The sequence below is a fragment of the Acidisoma sp. 7E03 genome, from assembly GCF_054665075.1.
Map to the genome: position 1 here is coordinate 151032 of NZ_BAAFHE010000007.1, position 21672 is coordinate 172703.

Annotated in this window: 17 protein-coding genes; 7 read left to right on the plus strand and 10 right to left on the minus strand. The window is 65.9% G+C overall.

Annotation, left to right across the window (positions count from 1 at the left end; all coding sequences use genetic code 11):
• Window positions 1-71 precede the first annotated feature (71 nt).
• On the plus strand, window positions 72-1322 hold the full coding sequence (locus tag ACYQ6W_RS12765) for an EAL and HDOD domain-containing protein (protein WP_459675870.1): 1251 nt from the start codon (window positions 72-74) through the stop codon (window positions 1320-1322).
• A gap of 147 nt (window positions 1323-1469) precedes the next feature.
• Window positions 1470-2762, plus strand: coding sequence for an EAL and HDOD domain-containing protein (locus ACYQ6W_RS12770; RefSeq protein ID WP_459675872.1), 1293 nt, complete (start codon window positions 1470-1472; stop codon window positions 2760-2762).
• Window positions 2763-2813: 51 nt separating this feature from the next.
• Here ACYQ6W_RS12770 and pgi read toward each other — a convergent pair whose 3' ends face one another.
• The 4 genes from pgi to ACYQ6W_RS12790 all read right to left on the minus strand — a co-directional run bounded on the left by pgi (window position 2814) and on the right by ACYQ6W_RS12790 (window position 6552).
• Window positions 2814-4493: a glucose-6-phosphate isomerase gene (gene pgi, locus ACYQ6W_RS12775; RefSeq protein ID WP_459675726.1), complete on the minus strand. Its 1680-nt coding sequence runs from the start codon at window positions 4491-4493 to the stop codon at window positions 2814-2816.
• A 22-nt stretch (window positions 4494-4515) separates the two neighbouring features.
• The gene (locus tag ACYQ6W_RS12780) at window positions 4516-5448 is read right to left on the minus strand and encodes a histone deacetylase family protein (RefSeq protein ID WP_459675728.1); all 933 of its coding nucleotides are present in this window, start codon (window positions 5446-5448) and stop codon (window positions 4516-4518) included.
• A complete protein-coding gene (locus ACYQ6W_RS12785) occupies window positions 5449-6240 on the minus strand; it encodes an SDR family NAD(P)-dependent oxidoreductase (RefSeq protein ID WP_459675729.1) in 792 nt (263 codons plus the stop codon). It abuts the gene before it with no gap.
• Window positions 6241-6318: 78 nt separating this feature from the next.
• Window positions 6319-6552, minus strand: coding sequence for a sulfurtransferase TusA family protein (locus ACYQ6W_RS12790; protein WP_459675730.1), 234 nt, complete (start codon window positions 6550-6552; stop codon window positions 6319-6321).
• 158 nt (window positions 6553-6710) lie between these two features.
• On the opposite strand from ACYQ6W_RS12790, the gene ACYQ6W_RS12795 reads away from it, so the two are divergent.
• Window positions 6711-6971, plus strand: coding sequence for a DUF3126 family protein (locus ACYQ6W_RS12795; RefSeq protein ID WP_459675732.1), 261 nt, complete (start codon window positions 6711-6713; stop codon window positions 6969-6971).
• Window positions 6972-7032: 61 nt separating this feature from the next.
• On the opposite strand, the gene ACYQ6W_RS12800 is transcribed toward ACYQ6W_RS12795, so the two are convergent.
• From ACYQ6W_RS12800 to ACYQ6W_RS12820, 5 genes are all read right to left on the minus strand, one after another.
• Window positions 7033-7581 (minus strand): chalcone isomerase family protein, encoded by a 549-nt coding sequence (locus ACYQ6W_RS12800; RefSeq protein WP_459675733.1) that lies wholly within the window; start codon window positions 7579-7581, stop codon window positions 7033-7035.
• Window positions 7582-7860: 279 nt separating this feature from the next.
• Window positions 7861-8832 (minus strand): LysR family transcriptional regulator, encoded by a 972-nt coding sequence (locus tag ACYQ6W_RS12805; protein WP_459675735.1) that lies wholly within the window; start codon window positions 8830-8832, stop codon window positions 7861-7863.
• Window positions 8833-8840: 8 nt separating this feature from the next.
• The gene (locus tag ACYQ6W_RS12810; protein WP_459675736.1) at window positions 8841-9257 is read right to left on the minus strand and encodes a RidA family protein; all 417 of its coding nucleotides are present in this window, start codon (window positions 9255-9257) and stop codon (window positions 8841-8843) included.
• A gap of 11 nt (window positions 9258-9268) precedes the next feature.
• On the minus strand, window positions 9269-10516 hold the full coding sequence (locus tag ACYQ6W_RS12815) for a flavin-containing monooxygenase (protein WP_459675739.1): 1248 nt from the start codon (window positions 10514-10516) through the stop codon (window positions 9269-9271).
• A 253-nt stretch (window positions 10517-10769) separates the two neighbouring features.
• Complete coding sequence (locus ACYQ6W_RS12820; protein WP_459675741.1) at window positions 10770-12104, minus strand: NAD(P)/FAD-dependent oxidoreductase; 1335 nt, start codon at window positions 12102-12104, stop codon at window positions 10770-10772.
• Window positions 12105-12315: 211 nt separating this feature from the next.
• Here ACYQ6W_RS12820 and ACYQ6W_RS12825 point away from each other — a divergent pair, with 211 nt between their 5' ends.
• The 4 genes from ACYQ6W_RS12825 (at window position 12316) to ACYQ6W_RS12840 (ending at window position 19055) form a co-directional block, all read left to right on the plus strand.
• A complete protein-coding gene (locus tag ACYQ6W_RS12825) occupies window positions 12316-13632 on the plus strand; it encodes an LLM class flavin-dependent oxidoreductase (protein ID WP_459675743.1) in 1317 nt (438 codons plus the stop codon).
• A gap of 115 nt (window positions 13633-13747) precedes the next feature.
• Window positions 13748-14437: a GntR family transcriptional regulator gene (locus ACYQ6W_RS12830; protein WP_459675744.1), complete on the plus strand. Its 690-nt coding sequence runs from the start codon at window positions 13748-13750 to the stop codon at window positions 14435-14437.
• A gap of 5 nt (window positions 14438-14442) precedes the next feature.
• Entirely contained in the window at window positions 14443-16758 is a 2316-nt protein-coding gene (locus tag ACYQ6W_RS12835; RefSeq protein WP_459675745.1) for a molybdopterin-dependent oxidoreductase, read from the plus strand.
• Between the two features lie 119 nt (window positions 16759-16877).
• Window positions 16878-19055: a TonB-dependent siderophore receptor gene (locus ACYQ6W_RS12840; RefSeq protein WP_459675746.1), complete on the plus strand. Its 2178-nt coding sequence runs from the start codon at window positions 16878-16880 to the stop codon at window positions 19053-19055.
• Between the two features lie 42 nt (window positions 19056-19097).
• Here ACYQ6W_RS12840 and ACYQ6W_RS12845 read toward each other — a convergent pair whose 3' ends face one another.
• Window positions 19098-21596: a putative bifunctional diguanylate cyclase/phosphodiesterase gene (locus tag ACYQ6W_RS12845; RefSeq protein WP_459675747.1), complete on the minus strand. Its 2499-nt coding sequence runs from the start codon at window positions 21594-21596 to the stop codon at window positions 19098-19100.
• Window positions 21597-21672: the final 76 nt, after the last annotated feature.

Here is a 21672-nt window from a genome sequence, read left to right on the forward strand (position 1 = left end):
GCCCGGGATGGCCCGCACGATGACGGGCGGCGGTGGACAGGCACAGTGAGTGATTTTTCGCGGGGTCCGAGATTGTCTCCACGGCATCGCCGAGCGGCCTCGCGGAGAAAGACGTTTTCTATCTCGGGCGGCAGCCCATCATCGGCCGACAGCGGGAGCTGGTCGCCTACGAGCTGCTGTTTCGCTCCGGCACCCACAACATGGCGACGATCGTGGACGATTTCGCGGCGACCGCGACCGTCATCAACCATGCCTTCCTGTCCTTGGGCATCCAGAACGCCATCGGCAACCACAAAGGCTTCATCAACGTCAATGACGACGTGCTGATGAGCGACGTGATCGAGCTTTTGCCACGCGACAGGGTGGTGCTCGAAATCCTCGAACATGTGGAGATCACGCCCGCGCTGGTCGATCGCTGCAGGGACCTCAAGCGCCAGGGCTATCTCCTGGCGCTGGACGACGTCGTTGGCATCGGTGACGAGCAGACGAGGCTTTTCGACAGCCTCGCCTATCTCAAGGTCGACATCACCGGCCTTTCGGAATGCGGGCTGCGGGATCTCGTCGATCGGGGCCATCGCCACGGGATCGCCGTCTTGGCGGAAAAGGTCGAAACCGAGGCGCAGTTCACCCTTTGCCACGCACTCGGCTTCGATCTCTTCCAGGGCTACTTTTTCGCCCGCCCCACCGTCCTGAGCGGCCGTGCGGTGGAACCCTCGAAAATCCTGCTGATCAACCTGCTGCGGCTGCTCGCGGCGGATGCCGAGGTGGAGGCTCTCGAGAAGGCGCTGAAGGAGGCGCCGGATCTCACCGTGCGTCTGCTCCGCATGGCCAATGCGGTAGCGATGCGGCAGATCCACAAGGTCAGCAGCCTGCGGAACGCTATCCTGGTGCTTGGCCGGGTGCACATCGGCAGGCTCGTGCAGATCATGCTCTTCGCCCGGCACTTCGGGGCGGATATCGACTCCGATCCGCTGGTGCAGACCGCCGCCATCCGCGGACGACTGATGGAGCATCTCGCCGCGGCGCATGGGCTGCCGCATCTTGCGGGCGAAGCCTTCATGGTCGGCATTCTAAGCCTGGCCGATCGGGTGTTCGGCCAATCCATGATCGATTTGCTCAAAATGCTGAACCTGGACATCGCGCTGGAGGAGGCACTGCTCTACCGGCGTGGCCCGCTCGGGCGGCTGCTCATTCTGGTCGAGGCGAGCGAAGAACCCGGGACGCATCCTCTGGCCACCGTGATCGACCAGCTCGACGGGACGAGCGCGGCCGATTTCAACCGCATGCAGATCGCAGCGATGCGCTGGGCGAGCCGCCTTTGAGTCGCGGCCTGGCGAAAACGAGAGCTGCTATTGCTGGTTCCTTCTGATGCGTTAACCAAATCTCAAATGATTCCGCTCATCAACGACCCATGAACTGGAGTGCCTGAAGATCTTCGTGGTCTTCAGAGAAACTGGGCCAGAATGAAGATGGGCTGGTTGAACGCCTCACGATCGCGCGGCAAAACGGAAAAACCGGCCGGGACGCACGCGCCGCAACCGCAAGGTCAAAGGCAGTTCTTCCTTGGCCGCCAGCCCATCGTGGGTCGGCATCGGGAGCTCGTCGCCTTCGAGCTTCTGTTCCGGGATCGGGCCGATGGACGTGCGGCGGGGACCGACGGCTTCATCGCGACGGCAACCGTCATTCAGAATGCCTTCGCCTCCCTCGGGATCGAACGGGCGCTCGGCAAGCGGAAAGGCTTCATCAACGTCGACGAGGACGCCTTGATGAGCGATCTGGTCGAGATCCTCCCGCCCGATCGCGTCGTACTCGAAATCCTCAAGCAGGTGGATTTCTCCCCGCAGGTCGTCGAGCGGTGCGCTCAGCTCAAGGCTGCCGGATATGCCTTGGCGCTCGACGACGTCCGGGAGATGGTGACCGGATACGACTCCGTCCTGGATCACGTCGACTACGTCAAAGTCGACATCGGCGCTTTGAGCTTTCGCGAGATGGTCGATCTGGTTCAGCGGATGCGACGCTTGGGCATCGGCACGGTGGCGCAGAAGGTCGAAACGGTCGAGCAATATGAGGATTGCAAGTCGATCGGCTTCGACCTGTTCCAGGGATATTTCTTCGCCCGGCCGAGCATCATCGCCGGCCGTGAGGTGCAGCAATCCAAGATGTCGTTGATCCGCATCTTGCGGCTGCTCGCCCACGACGCGGACAATCAGGCCCTGGAAGACGCCTTGAAGGAAGTCCCCGATCTCGCCGTGCGTCTTCTGACAATGGCGAGTGCGGCCGCGAATGCCCGGACCTCCCGGGTCAACAGTCTACGCGAAGCCGTCTTCCTGCTCGGGCGCCAGCGGATCGGCCGGATCATCCAATTGCTTCTTGTGGCTCAGAGCGACGAAAGCCACATTTCCTCCGATCCCTTGATCCAGATCGCGGCGATCCGTGGCCGTTTCATGGAGGGGCTGGCGGAGTTCATCGGAAAGCCGGCCTTGCGGGACGAAGCCTTCATGGTCGGCATTCTGAGCCTCGCCGATTCCATCTTCGGCCAATCCATGACCGAACTCATGGAGGTGTTGACGCTCGACGAGAGGCTCAAGGCCGCGCTCTTGCGGCGAGAGGGCGACCTGGGCGAACTCCTGACCCTAGCGGAGGCGAGCGAAGCCAGCGACCCCGCCGGCTTCAACCGGATCTCGAAGATGCTGGAAAGCCGGGACCCCGCCCTCTTCAATCGCATGCAGATGGACGCGATCCACTGGGCCAGCACGCTGTAGCCTGGCTGGACCGGTGCGAGACGCTGGCCGGTCCGTCCAGGCTCCGCGTGTTTAGCCTTCGCCGCGCAGTGCGAGGAAGGTCTTCATCAGGCTGGTGGTCGAACCGTCATGATGGCCGAGATCGGCCTTCGGCTCCAGGGACGGGATGATCGCCTGGGCCAGCTTCTTGCCCAGTTCCACGCCCCACTGGTCGTAGCTGTTGATGCCCCAGATGGCGCCCTGGACGGCGACCTTGTGCTCGTAGAGTGCGATGAGGCGGCCGAGGCTATAGGCATCGAGCTTCTTGTAGAGGATCGTCGTGGACGGGCGCTGGCCGGTGAAGACGCGATGCGGCGCGACCCGCTTGATCGTCTCCTCATCCGTCCCGGCCTTCTTCATCTCCTCCGTCACCTCGTCCAGCGACTTACCGGCGAGCAGCGCCTCGGCCTGGGCGAAGACATTGGCGGCGAGGATGCGGTGCGCCTCCGGCCGGTCGTGATCGGCTTCGGCGGCCAGGATGAAATCGACCGGCACCAGAGCCGGGCCTTGATGGACGAGCTGCATGAAGCTGTGCTGCGCATCCGTGCCCGGCTCGCCAAAGACGACCGGGCAGGTCTGGTGCGTTACCTTATCGCCCGCGAGGCGGACGGACTTGCCGTTGCTCTCCATCTCCAGCTGCTGGAGATAGGCCGGGAAGCGGGCGAGGCGCGCATCATAGGCGAGGATGCAGAGCGTTGCCGCATGCAGCACGTCGAGATTCCAGATCCCCGTGAGCGCCAGCAGGACGGGCAGGTTGCGCTCCAGCGGCGTGTCGCGGAAATGGTGGTCCATCGCCCGGCCGCCAGCCAGGAACTGCTCGAAGGCGTCCCATCCGGCCGCAAGCGCCACGGAGAGCCCGATCGCCGACCACACGGAATAGCGGCCGCCCACCCAGTCGCGGAAGCCGAAGACGCGATCGGCGGGGATGCCGAACTTCTCCGTCTCCTTCATGTTGGTGGAGAGCGCCGCGAAATGGTGGCTGACGGCGTCCTCGCCCAGCGCGGCGGCGATCCAGTCACGCGCGGCATGGCCGTTGGTCATGGTCTCGAGCGTCGTGAAGGTCTTGGAGGCGACCAGGACCAGGGTGCGCGCGGGGTCCAGCTCGCGCGCCAGCTGGGCGAAGGCGTGGCCATCGACGTTGGACAGGAAGTGCGGGTTGATCTTCGCGCCATGCACGAAGGTCAGCGCCATCGACACCATGCGCGGCCCGAGGTCCGAGCCGCCGATGCCGATGTTGAGCACGTCGGTGAAGGGTTTGCCGTCGGCCGCGACGATCTCACCGGCATGCACGGCGCGAACGAATTTCTCCATATGCGCGCGTTCTTTCGCCGCCACTTCGGAGGCGTCTTCCCAGCCGCCCTCCGGTGTCACGGCGCGGAAACCGTCCCCGGGCAGGCTGCGCAGCGCCATGTGCATCGCCGAGCGATGCTCCGTCATGTTGACCGGTTCGCCGGCGAAGAGGCGGGCGATGAAATCCTCGACCTTGGCGGCGCGGGCCAGGTCGAACAGCCCATCGAGGGCTTCCGGGCTGATCGAGGTCTTGGAGAAGTCGAGATGCAGGTCCTCGAAGCTCGCCGAGAATGTTTCGGCCCGCTTGGGATCGGCCTCGAAGAGCGGCGTGATCATCCGGCCGCCCGGAGCGGCGGCGAGGGCATCGAGCTTGTCCCAGGCGGGTTTGGTCGCGGCGGCGGGCAAGGGGGTGGGTTCGGACATCGAAATCTCCTTCGAGGGAAGCTCAGCCGGCTAAGAGGCGTCGGACATGGGCGGCCGTGGAGGCCGCCAGGGCATCCAGATCATAGCCACCTTCCAGAACCGAGACGACCCGGCCGCCGCTGTGGCGCGCGGCAATCGCGAGAATGGCATCGGTCACCCAGGCGAAGTCTTCTTCGACCAGCATCAGGCCGGCCAGCGGGTCGTCGCGATGGGCATCGAAGCCCGCCGAGATGATGAGGGCCTCGGGCCGGAAGGCATCGAGCGCGGGCAGGATGCGGCCGCTCCAGGCGGTTTCGAAGGCGGCGCGCCCGCTGCCACTGCCGAGCGGCGCATTGACGATCTGGCCGTGCGCGCCGCGTTCGGCTTCCGCACCGGTGCCGGGATAGAGCGGAAACTGGTGGCTGGAGCCGAAGAAGAAATCGGCATCCTCCCAGGCGACGGCTTGGGTGCCGTTGCCGTGGTGCACGTCGAAATCCACCACCGCCACGCGCTGTCGCCCGTATGTGGCGCGGGCATGCAACGCGGCGATCGCTGCATTGGAGAAGAGGCAGAAGCCCATCGCCCGGTCCGGCTCCGCATGATGGCCGGGCGGGCGGGCGGCCACGAAAGCGCGGGTGACGCGGCCGCTCTCCACCGCATCGACGGCGGCGATAGCACCGCCTGCGGCATGCAGCGCGGCTTTGGCGGAGCCCGCGCTCATCACGGTATCCGGGTCGAGCTGGGCGAAAGCGCCAGCGGCGGGCAGCGTGCCGAGGATGCGGTCGATATGCCTTTGCGGATGGGCGAGGCGGAGCTGCGCCTCGCTCGCCGCGGGGGCCTCCTCACGGATCAGTGCCGCGAAATCCGGCCCCGCAAGAGCCTCCTCCACCGCCCGCAGCCGGGCGATCCGCTCGGGATGCCCCGGCCCGGTATCATGAGCGAGGCCGGAGGGATGGGTGAGGAGGAGGACGCTCATTCAGATCGTCCGCAGCATGCCGCCATCGGCGAAGAAGGCGGAGCCCACGCAGTAGCTCGCCCGGTCCGAGCAGAGGAAGACAAAGAGGTCGGCGATCTCCCGCGGTTCGGCGAAGCGCTTGATGGGAGCAAATTCATCGGCGACGGATTGCAGATGACCCTCCCAGTCGCCGCCCGTGCCGGCGGTGAGTTCCTTCGCGGTCTTCACCCAGTCGGGCGTCAGCACCAGGCCGGGATTGACGGTGTTCACGCGGATATTGTCTCCCACCACCTCATTGGCGAGGTTCTTGGAGAACATGACCAGGGCCGCTTTCGTGACATTGTAGATCGGCTCGTAGCCCAGCGGCTGGCTGGCGCAGATCGAGGCATTGTGCAGGATCACCCCGCCACCGCGCGCCTTCATGCCGGGCACCAGGCCGCGGGCCAGGCGCACCGCCGCCATCACATGCAGGTTCCAGTAGAAGTCCCACTTCGAGTCGGGAGCCTCCATGATCGTCTCGTTGCTGCCGGTTCCCGCATTGTTGATGAGGATGTCGGCCCCGCCGAAGGCGCTCTCCGCCTTGGCGACGATCGCGTCAACGGCCGCCGGCTCGGAGACGTCTCCAGCGGCGATCTCCACCCGCACGCCGAAGGCCTGCGCGATGCGTGCCGCCTCCCGTGCCAGACGTGCTTCGTCGCGGGCGGACAGCAGCAAATGCACCCCCTCCGCGGCCAGGCCTTCGGCGACGGCAAGGCCGATGCCCACGCTGCCGCCGGTGATGACGGCGACCTTTCCCTTCAATCCGAGATCCATTCCTCGTCCTTCCCTAAGAGCTGTGATGGCGGCTTCCGGCCTTCTGTGGGCCGGGTGGCCGTAGGGTGGCGCCGAGGCTCACGCCCCGGCGCGGCGCTTGATCGTGAAGCTGTAGACGCCGGCGTCCTCGCTCCAGGAGACCAGGGTATGACCGGTCTCTCGGCAGTAGCTCTGGAAATCGGCGACCGAGGCCGGATCCGTCGCGAGGACGCGCAGCCGCGCGCCCGCCTCCAGGCCCCGCAGCGTACGGTTGGCCCGCAAGACCGGCAGCGGGCAGACAAGATCCTTCAGATCGAGCACGGTTTCGCTCATGCCCATCATCCTGGCGCTGCCGGGGAGCGGGATCAAGAGAGCGGGCGGAACCCGCTGAGGGCAGTGCGGAGGTGCGTGAGGGGCGTGGCGCTCCGCCGCATGATCCGGTATCTGGCCCCGGTATTAAGACGAGACCCCTTGCAGAAGGACCGGACCCCATGACCGGAGCCGAAATCGAACGCGTGCAGACCTACCTTCGCCGCCTGCTGGGCAGCGACAAGCTGACCATCGTGCCGCCGCTCAAGGCTGGTTTTCCGGTGGAAGTTGCGGTCGAAGGTGAAACCATCGGCACGGTCGACAAGGACACGGACGAGGGCGAGACTTCCTACGCGATCACGCTCACCATCCTGGACGAGGATCTGCCGCCCCTGCCGAAGGCCGCCGCCAAGCCCACGTCCCGCACCAGCCGTCGCGCTTGACGGGGTCGGTTGCCGCCCGCACCTCGCGGGCGGTCCCTAAGGGCTAAGGGCGGTTTGGCCCTCAGCGCAGGCCGAGAATCGCATCCCGTACCAGCCGCGGTGAGGCGTCGGGCCCGATATAGCCCAGCAGAATGACGCGGCAGAGCGTCGGGTCGGTCACCTCGCCCAGGGAGCGGCCGTTTACCGTGAAATCGACGCCGCGTTGGGTGAAGAGCACTTCCACGACGTCGCCCGCATGCATCGCCGGCACGCGGGAGAGGAATTGCGCCACCTCTGCCGCAGGCAGGCTGCACGGCGCCTGGCAGTTCCGCTCCAGCGACTTCCGCCACGTGCCCCGCACCTTGTCCTCGTCGACGTCGCGCTTGAAGACGAAGCGCAGCAGCTTGGGCGCAGGGGAGGCGATGATCGCGTCGGCATCGTGGTTCGGCTGGGTGAGGTAGAGGCCCACGACGTAGACGTGCAGGTTGAGCATCGTCGCCGTGCGCAGCGCCAGGCCGTTCAGGGTGAGGCGGGTATCGTCCACATAGGTCTGGTTCGGCATCTGAATGCCGTCGAGCTCGGCTGCGGTCGCAGGGCGCGGGGCGCATGCGGCGGCCAGGGCCAGGACCATGGCACAGGCTGCAATCCAGCGGGCAGGTGTCCCCGCGAGGTGCGACGGCCGCAGAGCCCGCGGACGGAGGATGGCAGGCCGCATGGGCCAGGAGGTCATCCAGATCGGCAATGTCGAGTCCCTCAGCTCCAGTTGGCGTGATGCATAAATCACTCAACTCGCCGCGGGCAATATTTTGGAAACCCCTACGGAGGCCGCAGTCACTTGGTCTCACGAAGACATGAACACTGGAACCTTCACAACTCCGCGTGTCGCGAAGATAAAGGGGCGCCGTTTTCTTCAACGATCGTTTGATGATCCCGCAACGACTTTGGGTGCACCGTGTTCGTCAGGCGGCACCATGCCGGGGATGGTGCGGTCCGATATCGCCGTGCGGCAGTGGGCTTCAAAGGCGGATAGAAGGCGCGTGCGCCTGAGGTCGGCCAAGACGGCCGTGCCGATCACCATGGGCTGATGATCGCCGTCGAGGCTTAGCCGGACGAGGCGCCGCCCATCAAGCGCCAGGTCCGACCGCGGGCGGACGTTCAGCAGCGTGTAGCCATAGCCATTGGCGACCATCGTGCGCACCACCTCCTGCTGGGTGGAGCGGCTATGGATTCGCGGCGACAAACCCTGCGCGAGAAACAGCGCCATGAAATAGTCGGCGCTGATCGGCAGGTCGAGCAGAATGAGCGGTTCGTCCGCGAGTTCGGCGAGGCTGACGCTGGCCCGCCCAGCGAGGGGATGGGTCGCGCCCACCATCACGCACGGCGGTAGCCGCGCGAGCGGGGTGAAGCTGATGCCTGCGGAGATCTGCAAATCATAGGTGATGGCGATGTCGATGTCAGCGCGGCGCAGGGCGGTGAGCAGCGATCCGAGATCGGCCGCCGTCTGCCGGATCGCAGCCTGGGGATAGGCTGTCGTGAAGCCGTGCGCGAGTTCCGGCATGACCATCGGCGCCATGGTGACCATGCAACCGACGGAGAGCACGCCCGAGACCGTGTCAGCCGCTTCCAAGGCGGCGGCATAGAGCGACTGGGCCTGCTGCACCAGCTGTTTCGCCTCCACCAGCAGGCGGCGCCCCGCCGCCGTCAGCGACAGGCCCTGGGCATGGTGGCGGATGAAGAGCTGCACACCGAATTCCCGTTCGAGCAGGGCGATGGCAGCAGAAATCGAGGGTTGAGAGATGGCGATCTTCTCGGAGCCCCCGGTGATGGACCCGGCCTCGGCGGCGGCGATGAAATATTGCAGCTGCCGGATCGTGTAGCGCATCGCGCGGCTCAGCCCTCCGGCAGCACCGCGGTCGCATCGATTTCGACGAGCCAGGTCGGCCGCGCGAGCGCGACGACGACGAGGCCGGTGCAGACTGGGTGCACGCCGCGGATATACTCGCCCATGGTGCGATAGACCGGCTCGCGATGGCGGATGTCAGTGAGGTAGACGACCAGCTTGCAGACATGCTCCATCTGCCCGCCGGCTTCCTGCACCAGCTGGCGGATGTTCTGCATCACCTTGTGCGTCTGCGCCACGGGATCGCCGATACCCACATCCTCGGCCGTGTCGAGATCCTGCGGGCACTGGCCGCGCAGGAAGATCATGGTGCCGCGCGCCACCACCGCCTGCGCCAGGTCGTTGTCCAGCCGCTGTTCCGGATAGGTCTTCGCCGTGTTGAACGGGCGGATGCGGGTATGGATCATCGTCGTCGCTCTCAAACGGTTTCTGTCTGGGCCGAGGCCCGGGCGGCGATATGCTGCGCCAGAAAGGCCGCGTCACGCCAGCATCCCCAGATGAAGGAGGAGCCGCGGCTGGAAAGCCAGGGCAGGCCGATGAAGTAGAGGCCGGGCACCTCCGATACACCCTTGTGGTGGCGCGGCCGCCCGGCCGCGTCGAAGACGTCGATGTCGATCCATCCGAAATCGAGAGCGAAGCCGGTCGCCCAGATGATGCTGGTAATGCCGGAGGCCGCCAGATCCAGCGTGTGGATGGGATGGATCAGGCAATCCGGGTCGGCGCGCATCTGGCGCGCCTCCGGCTCTTCCGGCAGGTCCAGCCCCTCGCGCGCGGCATAGGCATCTGCACGATCAAGGACCGAGAGGTAATTGGCGTCACCCCCTGCGATGTTGCGCCCCAGGTCCTCGGCGAAGTGCAACTGGCCATCGGCAAAGGCCTGGCCGCGGCCGAGCAGCGTGATGCCCTCTTCGGCGAAACGCCGAAAATCCACCGTCTCACCGCCTCGCGCGCCGCTGACCGCGATGGTGACGTGCTCGAGCCCCGGTTCCCGCGCTTCCTTGTCCCATTCGCCGAGCACGCCGAGCCACCAGCAATAGTCCCGGCCACGATAGGCACGAGGCGGCCGGTGGTGGGGGCCGACGGACAGATAGACTCGGCGGCCGGCGCGGTTCAGCTCATCGGCGATCTGCGAGCCTGAGGAGCCGGCGCCGACGACGAGCACGGCACCTTCGGGCAGTTGGTCCGGATTGCGATACTGGCTGGAGTGGAGCTGCAGGATGCCGGTCTCCGCCGGCACGGTGGTCGGGATCAGCGGGCGCTGGAAAGGCCCGGTCGCGACGACGACCTGGCGCGCGCCAATCACGCCCGCCGAGGTTTCGGCACGAAAGCCTTCGCCTGCCGGCCCCCGCGTCAGGCGCTCCACCGCGACACCGGTCCGGACGGGGGCGCCGATCTTCTCGGCATAGGCCGCGAAATAGGCGGCAACCTGTTCCTTCGGTGGAAAGGCATCGGGATCGATTCCGGGAAAGGTCATGTTGGGAAAGCGGTCATGCCAGGCGGGGCCATTGGCCACCAGGGAATCCCAGCGTTCCGACCGCCAGCGCTCGGCGATCCGGTGCCGCTCTACCACGAGATAGGATTGGCCCTGCTGGCCAAGATGCTCGCTGATCGCGATGCCGGCCTGGCCCGCACCGATGACGAGGGTTTCGACGTGTTCGATAGTCATGCGGCGGTCCCTTTCCGGGGGAAGTCGTCTGCAGCTTTGCCAGAATGGGCGTAGCTCAGGAAAGACGTTCTTTTTGGTCTTCTGCTTCGAATTATCCGAAACTGCGGGACCGGCCGCAAGCTCTGCGGGGGCGGTTCAATGCCCATGCCGAGGCTTTGTCCATCTCCGACGTCGTCTTCTACGAGTTGCTTTATGGCGCGGAAAGATCCGCGGATGCCGCGCGGTCGCGGCGCGCGGTCGAGGATTGGCTGGCCTAGCCCTTCTGCTGCCGCGCCCGGAAGCGGGCATGGTCGATGCGGTCGCGCAGGCGGAAATACTCGCCGATCGCCGGCAGCATCCAGGGATTGCCGGTATAGAAGGGCCGTGTGCGGAAGGGCGGCGTCTCGAAAGCCGAGGGCTCGGCGCGGCCGAGCATGCGCAAGCCCGTGCGGTGGCCGAGCCAGGACGCCATGGCGACCCCCGAGCCGCAATAGCCCATGGCGTAATCGACGCCCTCCTGCTGACCCGCATGGGGCAGAAAATCAAAGGTGAAGCCCACGAAGCCGCCCCAGCAATGGCTGATCTGCACCCCGGCCAACTGTGGAAAGACCGTGAGCATCATCCGCCGCAACCGTCGCGCCGTCTCAGCCTTGTCGATCGGTACGAAGGTCGCGCGCCCGCCATAGATCAGGCGTCGCCCGTCCGGGGAGGGGCGGAAATAGCTCAGGATGCGGCGGGTATCGCTGACGATGGCGCCTGTCGGGAAAAGCTCCGCCATCCGTGCTTCCCCCAGCTCCTCGGTCGCGATGATGGAGCTTTCCATCGGCACGATACGACGGCGGAACCAGCCGAGCGGGCGCGAGGTATAGCCATTGGTTGCCATCAGCACGCGCCGTGCCGCGACGGGGCCGCGTGTCGTGGCCAACTGAAAGTTCTCGCCTGCGCGCGTAACCTGGGTCACGCGGCAGTCTTCGAGAAAGGCGACGCCCCGGGCGAGCGCGGCCTCCGTCAGTCCGCGATGATAACGGGCGGGATGGAGGGAGGCGGCGCCTTCCAGCAGGCGGCCGCCCTGGTAGTGGGTGGTCGCGACATAGCGATGCTGCTCAGCTCGGGGGATCATGCGCATGGCGACCCCGCGCCGCTGATACTGGCCGATACCATCCTCGAGCGCCGCATAATGGCGGTCGGTATAGGCGCCCATGAAATGGTCGCCGATGCGAAAGCCGCATGCGATTCCGAAACGGTCGAGCTGACGGGCCATGAAGGGGACCAGCCCTTCCGCCTCTGACGCCATGCGATCGGCAGTCTCCCTGCCGAAGAGTCCTGACAGATGATCGGGGGACTCGTGGAGATGGCCGGTGATCATGCCGCCATTGCGCGTGCTGGCGCCATGGCCGAGCTGCGCCGCTTCGACCACCAGCACGCGATGCCCTGCCTCCGCCCATTCGAGCGCGGCGGACAGGCCGGTGAAGCCACTGCCGACGACGGCAAGATCGAAGAGCGTGGCGTCCGGCTGCCATGGTGGAATGCCCGAGACCCGCTCTTGCCACCAATAGGGCGTGCCATACTGGCCGCTGGTCGGAGAGGCGAGTGCGGCGCTATCGGGCATTCCGAGCCTTTTCAGGTGGTCTCATCATCCCGGCGAGAGGACCATGGACGGCTGCACCTGTCCATGGCGCAGCTGGAGAGGCCCGCCCGCCCCTCGTCGGACAAGACTGCGCGACTGCCGCCGAGGATTACGGCATCGCGGCGTCGGAGGGCTTGTCAGCCCGGGCGATCGCCGCTTGAACGGGAGACATTCTGGGACGGGGAAAACGGGCGTGCCACGGCAGATGCATCTCGGCGCCTTCCTCTTCAACCTCGGCAATCACGTCGCGGGATGGCGCATGCCTGGCGTGCCGGTGGAAGGGCTGATGGCCTTTTCCTTTTACCGGGACCTGGCTGCGATCGCCGAGCGAGGGAAATTCGATCTTCTCTTCCATTCGGATGGTTTGGGCATCAATGACAGCTACGATGCCGTCCTGCGCCACTCCATCACCATCCGGCCGGAGCCGCTGACGCTGCTCTCCGCCCTTGCCGTCACCACGCATCGCATCGGGCTCGCGGCGACCGTATCGACGACCTATAACGAACCCTACCACGTGGCCCGCAAGCTCGCGATGCTGGACTTCCTGAGCGAGGGCCGGGCTGCCGTCAATCTCGTCACCTCCAGCACCGATCTGGAAGCGCGCAATTTCGGCCAGCCGGTGCATGCGGGTCATGCCGAGCGCTATGCCCGTGCCGGAGAGTTCGTCGAGGTCCTGCGGCGTCTCTGGGATAGCTGGGAGGACGGCGCGGTGGAGCTGGACCAGGCGCGTGGTGTCGTCGCGGATCCCGCACGCATTCATAAGGTGGATTGGCAGGGACAGTATTTCAGCGTGCGCGGGCCGCTGAACATGCCGCGGCCGCCACAGGGCCATCCCGTCATCATCCAGGCCGGAACCTCGGCGGACGGCCAGGCCTTCGCAGCAGGCGTGGCTGACCTCATCTTTACCGTTGAGCACTCTATCGACAAGGCCCGGCGCTGGCGCGCCGCCGTGGCCGAGCGGGCGCGCGCGGCCGGCCGGACGGTCATGCCGCGCATTCTACCTGGTCTGCTGCCGATCCTCGGCCGCACCGAAGCGGAGGCGCAGGCGCAGGATCGCGCGCTGCGGGATCTGGTGCCGGCGCCCCTCGCCGTCTCCACCCTGTCGGATCTCCTCCAGCATGACCTCGCGCGCTATCCGCTGGACGGCCCTCTGCCCGCGCTGCCGCCCAGCAACGGCGAGGTCGGGCGGCGGCAAATGATCCTGGAAAAGGCGCGTGCGCCGGGGGCGACCATCCGTTCCCTGGCGGCCGAACTGGTCCAGAACCGCGGCCATCTGCGCGTAGTAGGCACGCCCGCGATGGTGGCCGATTTCATGTCCGAATGGTTCACGACCGGCGCGTGCGACGGATTCAACATACTCGCCCCCTTCCATCCCGAGGGACTTGCCGCCTTCGTTGACGGCGTGGTGCCTGAACTGCAGAGGCGGAATTTGTTTCGACAAAAGTATGAAGGGCAGACGCTGCGGGATCATTTCGGTCTGGCGAAGCCGGACGGGCGGCCACCGGCCTGATACCTCGTTTGGCACTGTCCTGCGGCTGCGATATAGCCTGCCATTCAGGCTCATGAACGCCGCCGAGGAAGCAATGACGTCAACCGATCGGCTCCCATCCCTGGCGGACAACGTCTTGTCACGACTTCGAAACCAGATCGTATGCGGCCAGTTGCGGCTGGGCCAGATGCTGTCCGAGCGGGTGCTGGCCGAGCAGTTCGGCGTTTCGAAATCGCCGGTGCGCGAAGCGCTGGCGCAACTCAAGAGCGAGGGCCTGGTGCGCATCGTGCCGCAGCGCGGTGCCTTCGTCTTCACCCTCTCGGCGGAGGGTGTGCGGCAGCTTTGCGAATTTCGTCGGATGCTGGAACAGACGGCGCTCGGCCTCGCGGCGGCGCGTGCGCCACAGCAGCTCGCGGATCGCTGGGCCGCGATCGTCGAGCAGATGGCCGAGGCGCGCATGGCGGGGGACAGGCGGCGCTACCTCGATGCGGATACCGCCTTCCACACCACGCTCTTCGACCTCTGCGGCAATCGCTATATGACCGAGGCCTATTCCCTGCATCTCGGCAAGATCGCGTCACTCCGCACCCATCTGGCGGTGAAGCCGCGCCATACCGAGCGCTCCTTCCAAGAGCACGGTGCCATGGCGGCGGCGATCGCCCGTGGCGATCTGGCCACCACCCTCGCCATCCTCGACGAACACATCGATCGCTGCCAAACCAGCTACGACGCGGGGATCATGGACACTGCGCAGGCGGATACCTGCGAGCCACGCACCCGCGCCCGCGGTCATCGGACACCTCCGCGGGAGAGCAGGGAAGGATGAGGACGATGGACGAGGGGCAAGGTTTCGGGCGCGGTTTTCGCCGGCACAGCTCCCATTGGGGGCACTTCTCGGCACGGGCCGAGGGGGAGGCACTCGCCGTCCGCCCCTATCCCCAGGATCCGGACCCGAGCCCTCTCCTCGAGAATTTCACCGATGTCCTGCGCCATCCGGCGCGGATCGCCCGTCCGGCCATCCGTGCCGGCTGGCTCGAACGGGGCTCGGGGCCTGACTCGAACCGGGGGCGCGAGCCTTTCGTCGAAGTGTCCTGGGAGGAAGCTTTCGATCTTTTGGGGGCGGAGCTTCTGCGCGTGCGGGAGCGACACGGACCGGGGGCCGTTTTCGGCGGCTCCTATGGCTGGGCGAGCGCCGGCCGCTTCCACCACGCCCAGAGCCAGATTCACCGCTTCCTCAACGTCGCCATGGGCGGCTACGTGCGCTCGGTCAACAGCTACAGTGCCGGCGCCTCCGCCGTCATCATCCCGCATGTGCTGGGCGACTACAGCGGCCTCACCATGCACAACGTCACCTGGGAGCAGGTGGCCGAGCATAGTGAGGTGGTGCTTGCCTTTGGCGGCCTCGCGCTGAAGAATTCCGCGGTCGCCGGCGGCGGCATCAGCGCCCATCTCGAACGGGGTGCTATGGCGCGCGCCCGGGCCCGTGGCTGCCAGTTTGTTCTGGTGGGTCCGCTCCGCCCGGACATGCCGGCCGAAGCCGAGGCCGAGTGGATCAGCCTGCGCCCCGGCACCGATACCGCGTTGATGCTGGCCCTGGTTCATTGCCTCGTCACCTGGGGCCAGCAGGACCGCGCTTTTCTCGACCGCTATTGCGTGGGGTGGGAAGGCTTCGCCCGCTACGTGCTGGGAAAGAACGACGGCGTACCCAAGACGGCGGCCTGGGCCGCGGACATCACTGGCGTGGCCGCGGAGGAGATCGAGGGGCTGGCCCGCCGGCTCGTGGGCCGCCGCGTGCTGGTCACGGTCGCCCATTCCCTGCAGCGTGCGGAGCATGGCGAGCAGCCGGTATGGATGGCGGCGGTGCTTGCCGCCGTGCTCGGCCAATATGGCCTGCCCGGCGGTGGCTACGGCTATGCCATGGGCGCCATCGGCTATTACGGCCGACGCACCAATGCGGTTCCGGGGCCAACGCTCGCCCAGGGTACGAATGGCGTCACGGATTTCATCCCGGTTGCTCGCATCGCGGACATGCTGCTGCATCCCGGCGAGGCCTATCGTTACAATGGCGAGACCCGCCGCTACCCCGACATCCGCCTAGTCTATTGGGCGGGGGGAAACCCTTTCCACCATCACCAGGACCTCAACCGGTTGCGCCGCGCCTTCGCCCGTGTCGATACGCTGGTGGTGCATGAAAGTGCCTGGACGGCGACGGCGCGGCACGCCGACGTCGTGCTGCCGGCGACCCTCTCGCTTGAGCGCGAGGACATCGCCTACAGCGCCCAGGACCCGGTGATGACGGTGATGGAACAACTCGCCGAACCCTATGCCGAGGCGCGGGATGACTACGCGATCTTCGCCGGCCTCGCCGCACGCCTCGGCGTGGCGGAAGCCTTCACCGAGGGCCGCGACACCCGCGCCTGGCTGGCTCATCTCTACGAGCGCACGCGCGCGGGCCTGGCGGCGCTCGATCTGCGCGCGCCGTCCTTCGAGGAATTCTGGGCGATGGGCGAGATGGTGCTGCCGCAACTGCCGGATGACGGCGGCTATCTCGCGGCCTTCCGCGCCGACCCCGAGCGCGATGCGCTGAAGACGCCGAGCGGCCGCATCGAGATCGTCTCCGAGACCGTCGCCTCCTTCGGCGAGGCGGATTGCCCCGGCCATCCCGCCTGGCTGCCGCCCCTGGAGGCGCCGCAGCCCGAAACGCCGCTCGTCCTCGTCGCCAATCAACCGGCGACCCGCCTGCACAGCCAGCTGGATTTCGGCGCCCATAGCCGTGCGGCGAAACAGCATGGGCGGGAGGTCGCGGCCATGCATCCGGAGGACGCAGCAGCACGCGGCATCGCCGATGGCGACATCATCCGGCTCTTCAATGCGCGCGGCGCTTGCCTGGCCGCCGTGCAGCTGACGGACGGGGTGCGGCCCGGCGTGGTGCAGCTTGCGACCGGTGCCTGGTACGATCCGGAGGACCCGACCGAGGATGCGCCCATTTGCGTGCATGGCAATCCCAACGTGCTGACCCGGGATGTTGGCACATCCAATCTCGCGCAGGGCTGCACCGGCCAGTTGACGACGGTGGAGGTGGAACGCTTCACCGGCGCTCTGCCGCCGATTCGCGCGCACCAGCCGCCGCCCATCCGCGCGGGCTGAGCCGCCGCACCGGCCCCTGGGGCCGGCAGCCCAGCTAGGTATTGCGAATCATTCGCATTGCAAGTCAGTTGCAATTGCAGTAGTAGCCCGCCATCACCTGCGATGGAACGGGAACAGTGATGCGTGGATACAGTGGGGGGCCGGCCCAGGACCGGCGGAGACCGAACCGGTTCTGGACCGTCGCTGCCGCCGCCGGCGTCATGGCGGCGAGCGTCGCCAAGGCCGATGCGCAAACCGGTCAGACATCCGCGCCAGCGGAGGAGGGCGTGGCCTTGCCGGTTTTGCCGGTGACAGGGCAAGCACCTTCGACGACGGCGCACGGCTTCGTTGCCGCTGACAGCAGCACCGCGACCAAAACGAAGACGCCGCTGATCAAGACGCCGCAATCCGTCTCCGTCGTCACCGCCAAGCAGATGACGGACACGGACTCGCATTCTCTGAATGAGGCCCTGCGCTATACCTCGGGGGTGCAGACAGAGACACGCGGGCCGGAAGGCTCACGCTACGACCTGCTGACGGTCCGCGGCTTCGATCCGGTCTTCTATCTGGATGGCCTACCGCTGGTGAGCATGAACTACATCGCGCCGCAGATCGATCCCTATCTGCTGCAGGAGGTGGACGTGCTGAAGGGGCCGTCTTCCCCTCTCTACGGCCAGGCGAGCCCGGGTGGCCTCGTCAACCAGGTCAGCAAGACGCCGACGGATACGCCGTATCACGAAGTCGGCTTCGAGGTCGGCAATTACTCGCATGTCCAAGGATTCTTCGATCTGTCGGACAAGCTCAACAAAGACGGCACACTGCTCTACCGCGTGACCGGCACGGGCTTGACAGAATCCGGTCAGGCAGGCGGCACCAAGAACCAGCGCATCGCCTTGGCACCCTCGATCACCTGGAAGCCGGATGCCGATACGCGTCTCACATTGACCGCGCTCTATCAATACGATCCAGCAGCATCAGGCTACAACGACGTCCCAGCTCAAGGCACCGTGCTGCCCAATCCCTTTGGCACCCTCCCGTACAACTTCTACGCGGGAGACTATGGATTCGACGATTTCAACCGCACGCAGGTTGCGGTCGGCTATCGCTTCGAGAAGAAGCTGGACCCGGTCTGGACCCTACGTTCCTCCGCGCGCTACTTCCATACCCAGCAGAAATACGCGAGCGTCTACGGCAATGGTCTGGAGGCGGATGATACGACCTTGGACCGTGGCGTCGCCTACTCTCAGGACCGGCTGAACTCCTTCAGCTTTGACAATTCAGCCGAGGCCGACTTCGCCACCGGACCCATCACGCACAAGCTGCTCTTCGGCCTCGATGCCCAGTACAACAAGGGCTGGTACGATTCCGGATTCGACACGGGACCCTCCATCGACATCTGGCAGCCGGATCACTACCAGGCCATCGCGATGCCGGCGCTCACCATGACCAATGCCGAAAGCCACGAACTCGGGCTTTATGCGCAGGATCAGATCGGCTTCGGCCGCTGGGTTTTGGATCTGGCCGGGCAGGAAAGCTGGGCACAGACACAGACAGAAACCAGCAGTAGCAAACGCAACAATTCGGCCAATGCTTTCACCGGCAAGGTCGGCCTGCTCTATCTGTTCGACAATGGTATCGCGCCCTATGTGAGCTATTCGACCTCCTTCGTGCCGCAGCTGGGAACCAATGCCGAGGGTGGCGCATTGGTGCCGGTCACGGCGAAGCAGACGGAGGTCGGGGTCAAATACAAGCCGCCCGGGCTCAACGCGCTCTTCACCGCCGCCCTCTTCGATCTCGATGAGACGAACGTCATCACCTACAACGCGGCCGGTCTTGCGGAGCAGTCGGGTGAAGCGCGCTCCCGTGGCGCGGAAGTTGAAGCCAAGGTCAATCTCACGCACCAGTTGAACGTTACCGCCGCCTATACCTACCTCTACACCGCCTATACGGATGAGCCTGGCAACGGCGCCAATGCCGATCTGGTGCTGCCGTCGATTCCACGCAATGCTGCCTCGGTTTTCACCACCTACCACTTCGAGCAGGGGCCGGCCCGTGGTCTCACCATTGGGGGTGGCCTGCGCTACATCGGCTTCACCTACAACAGCGACAACAGCTTCAAGGTGCCGGATACGACGCTGGTGGACGCGACCCTGCGCTACGACCTCGGCGCCCGCTTCGTTGGACTCGAAGGCCTGTCGCTCAACCTGACCGCGCATAACCTGCTCAACCGGGAATATGTAGCCTCCTGCTACTATGGCAGCTGGTGCGGCTATGGCTATGGCCGCCAGATCTACGGCGGCGTCACCTACCGCTGGTAGGGCGCGACTGGGCGGCCTGCAGCGTGGAGGAGGAGGGAGCCCTCACCCCTCCTTCGAGGCCGGGGGGAGAAGCCCGACCGGCGCTGCATCGGCCGTCGAGAGTGCTGGCTGTGGGTTGAGCATCTCGGCTACGGCGGCAGCCGAGGCCGGTCGGCCGAGATAATAGCCCTGGGCGAAATGGCAGCCGGCCGCCGCCAGCAGATCCCACTGGCTGGGCCGTTCGATGCCCTCGGCCGTCGTGACGAGGCCGAGGCGCGACGCGAGCGAGATGACGGCCTCGACGATGACCCGCGAATCCGATTCCGCTTCGAGACCCGAGACGAAGGATCGGTCGATCTTGATCTTGTCGAAGGGGAACTTGTGCAGGTAGCTGAGCGACGCATAGCCGGTGCCGAAATCGTCCAGCGCGAGAGTGACGCCGAGGTCACGCAGGGCCGCCAGGGTCTGCCGCACCGAGGCTTTCTCGCCCAGCAGCGCGCCTTCCGTGATCTCGAATTCCAGCCGCGTCGAGGCCAGACCCGTCTCGTCGAGAACGGTTTTGACGATCTCGACGAAGTTCAGATCGTCGAGCTGCATGGGGGAGAGATTGACGGCGAGCCGGATGTGCTCGGGCCAGGTCACCGCCGTCTGACAGGCGCGCCGCAGCACGGCTTCCCCGATCGGGACGATGAGGCGAGTTTCTTCCGCGATCGGGATGAACTGCGCTGGAGAAATCGCACCCAGGAAGGGATGGTTCCAGCGCAGCAGCGCCTCGAACTGGCTGATGCGGGAGGTTCCAATCTCGTAGATCGGCTGGAACACGAGGTCGAGTTCGCCGCGCCGGCTCGCATCGCGGATGTCGGCGGCGAGCGCCGCGCGGTAGAGCACTTCCGATTCCATCGCCGGCTCGAAGAAGCGCCAGGTGGCGCGGCCGTCCGCCTTGGCACGATAAAGCGCGATGTCCGCGTTCCGCAGAAGCTTCTCGGTGTCCTGCGCAGCGGAATCGAAAATGGCGATGCCGACGCTCACGCTCACCAGAACGTGTCGGCCCTCGATTTCATAGCGTTCGCCGAGATTGGCGACGATCCGCTCCGCGAGATGGCGCACATCCTCGCGCGAGGCGGGGCTGCGATACAGAATGGCAAATTCATCACCGCCGAGCCGGGCCACCATGTCGGTGGTCCCGATGCAGGCTTTCAAGCGGCGGGCCACCTCCACCAGCAGCGTATCCCCCGCGAGATGGCCCAGCGTGTCGTTGACGTATTTGAAGTGGTCGACGTCGAGAAGCAGGAGAGCGAAGAAGCCGTCACGCGCGCGGTCTTGGATCGCCTGCTCGAGGCAGCGTCCCAGCATCAGCCGATTGGGGAGCTGAGTCAAAGCATCGTGATGCGCCAGGAAGTCCGTATGCGCCTCGATCTTCCGCCGCTCGGTGATGTCGTCGTAGATCGCGACCCACCCGCCGTCGCCCATGGCGACGTGATTGACCTGCAAGGCGCGGTCGGAGTTTTCGATCAGAAACTGCCCGTGGCGTTGGGCGACGGAGGCGTCGGACAGCTCCTGTAGCCGCTCCAGGATCGCGTTGGGCCACGGGGCCTGGCCTGCCAGTTCGGCGAAGACCTCGCCGATCTTCCGTCCTTCAAGGCGGCCGCCCATCGGGATCTGGAACATGTCGCGAAAGCGGTCGTTCGCAACGGTGAGGCGCCGGTCCGAATCCACCATAACCAGGCCGTGGGACATGTTGTTGAGCGCGGCGTCGAACCTGTTGTTCTGTATATGCAGCGCCTCGTCTCGGCTGCGTAGCTCGTCGTTTTGAAGCTGAAGCTCGAGGTTTGCAGCCGCAACGGTATCGTTGGCTTCTTTCAGCTCGGCCCGCTTCGCCCGCAGATTGTCCGCCAGGAAGCGCAGATTTTCGTTCGCGTCCGAGACCAGGCGATTGTCGCGCAGGAGAAGGACCAGAAGCAGAACCCCGACCGCGATGAGCGCGAACATCAGTCCCGAGAAGATGAGATGCAGCGTCTGCAGCCGCTCTTGGTCGGTGCGGAACTGGTCGCCCACGAGCTCGCTCGTGATCGAGGCGAGCTGCGTCATCGGCGCGTCGAGAGCCTCGAGCGCCAGGATCGCCTCGTTCGCGACGCCGGACTCACGCAGATGCGGCATCAGCCGCCGCACCTCTTCGAGCTGGTCCTTGAGCTGGGCGACGACGCCGGAGATCTCCGGATGCCCGGAAATGAAGGCGGTAAAGGACGGGCGGCTGAGCACGCTCACGCGATTTTCGACGATCCAGAAGCGGATCTCGACGAGGTTGGACGACGTTCCCGGCAGGCCGAGCGCATAGCCCGCCAGTGCCGTTTGCAGACGCATCAGCTCGATCGTGCCCTGCGCCGCGTCAAAGGCATCGTCATAGGTCGCGAGCCGTTCCACCGTCTGGCCCTGCTGGATGGAGACATAGAGCGTATAGCTCGCCGCCAGGGCGAAGCCGCCGAGCAGCGTCAGAAGGACGGCGCGGGTGCGCGCCGATTTGCGCTTGGTGCGGGAGGCTTGGCGGTTCTGGAAGATGCCCATGGGTCAGATGGCTGGTGCCGATTTCTGCACTGCATCATCACGCAGTGGTGCGTCGAAGGCGCCGCACCCTGCTCAA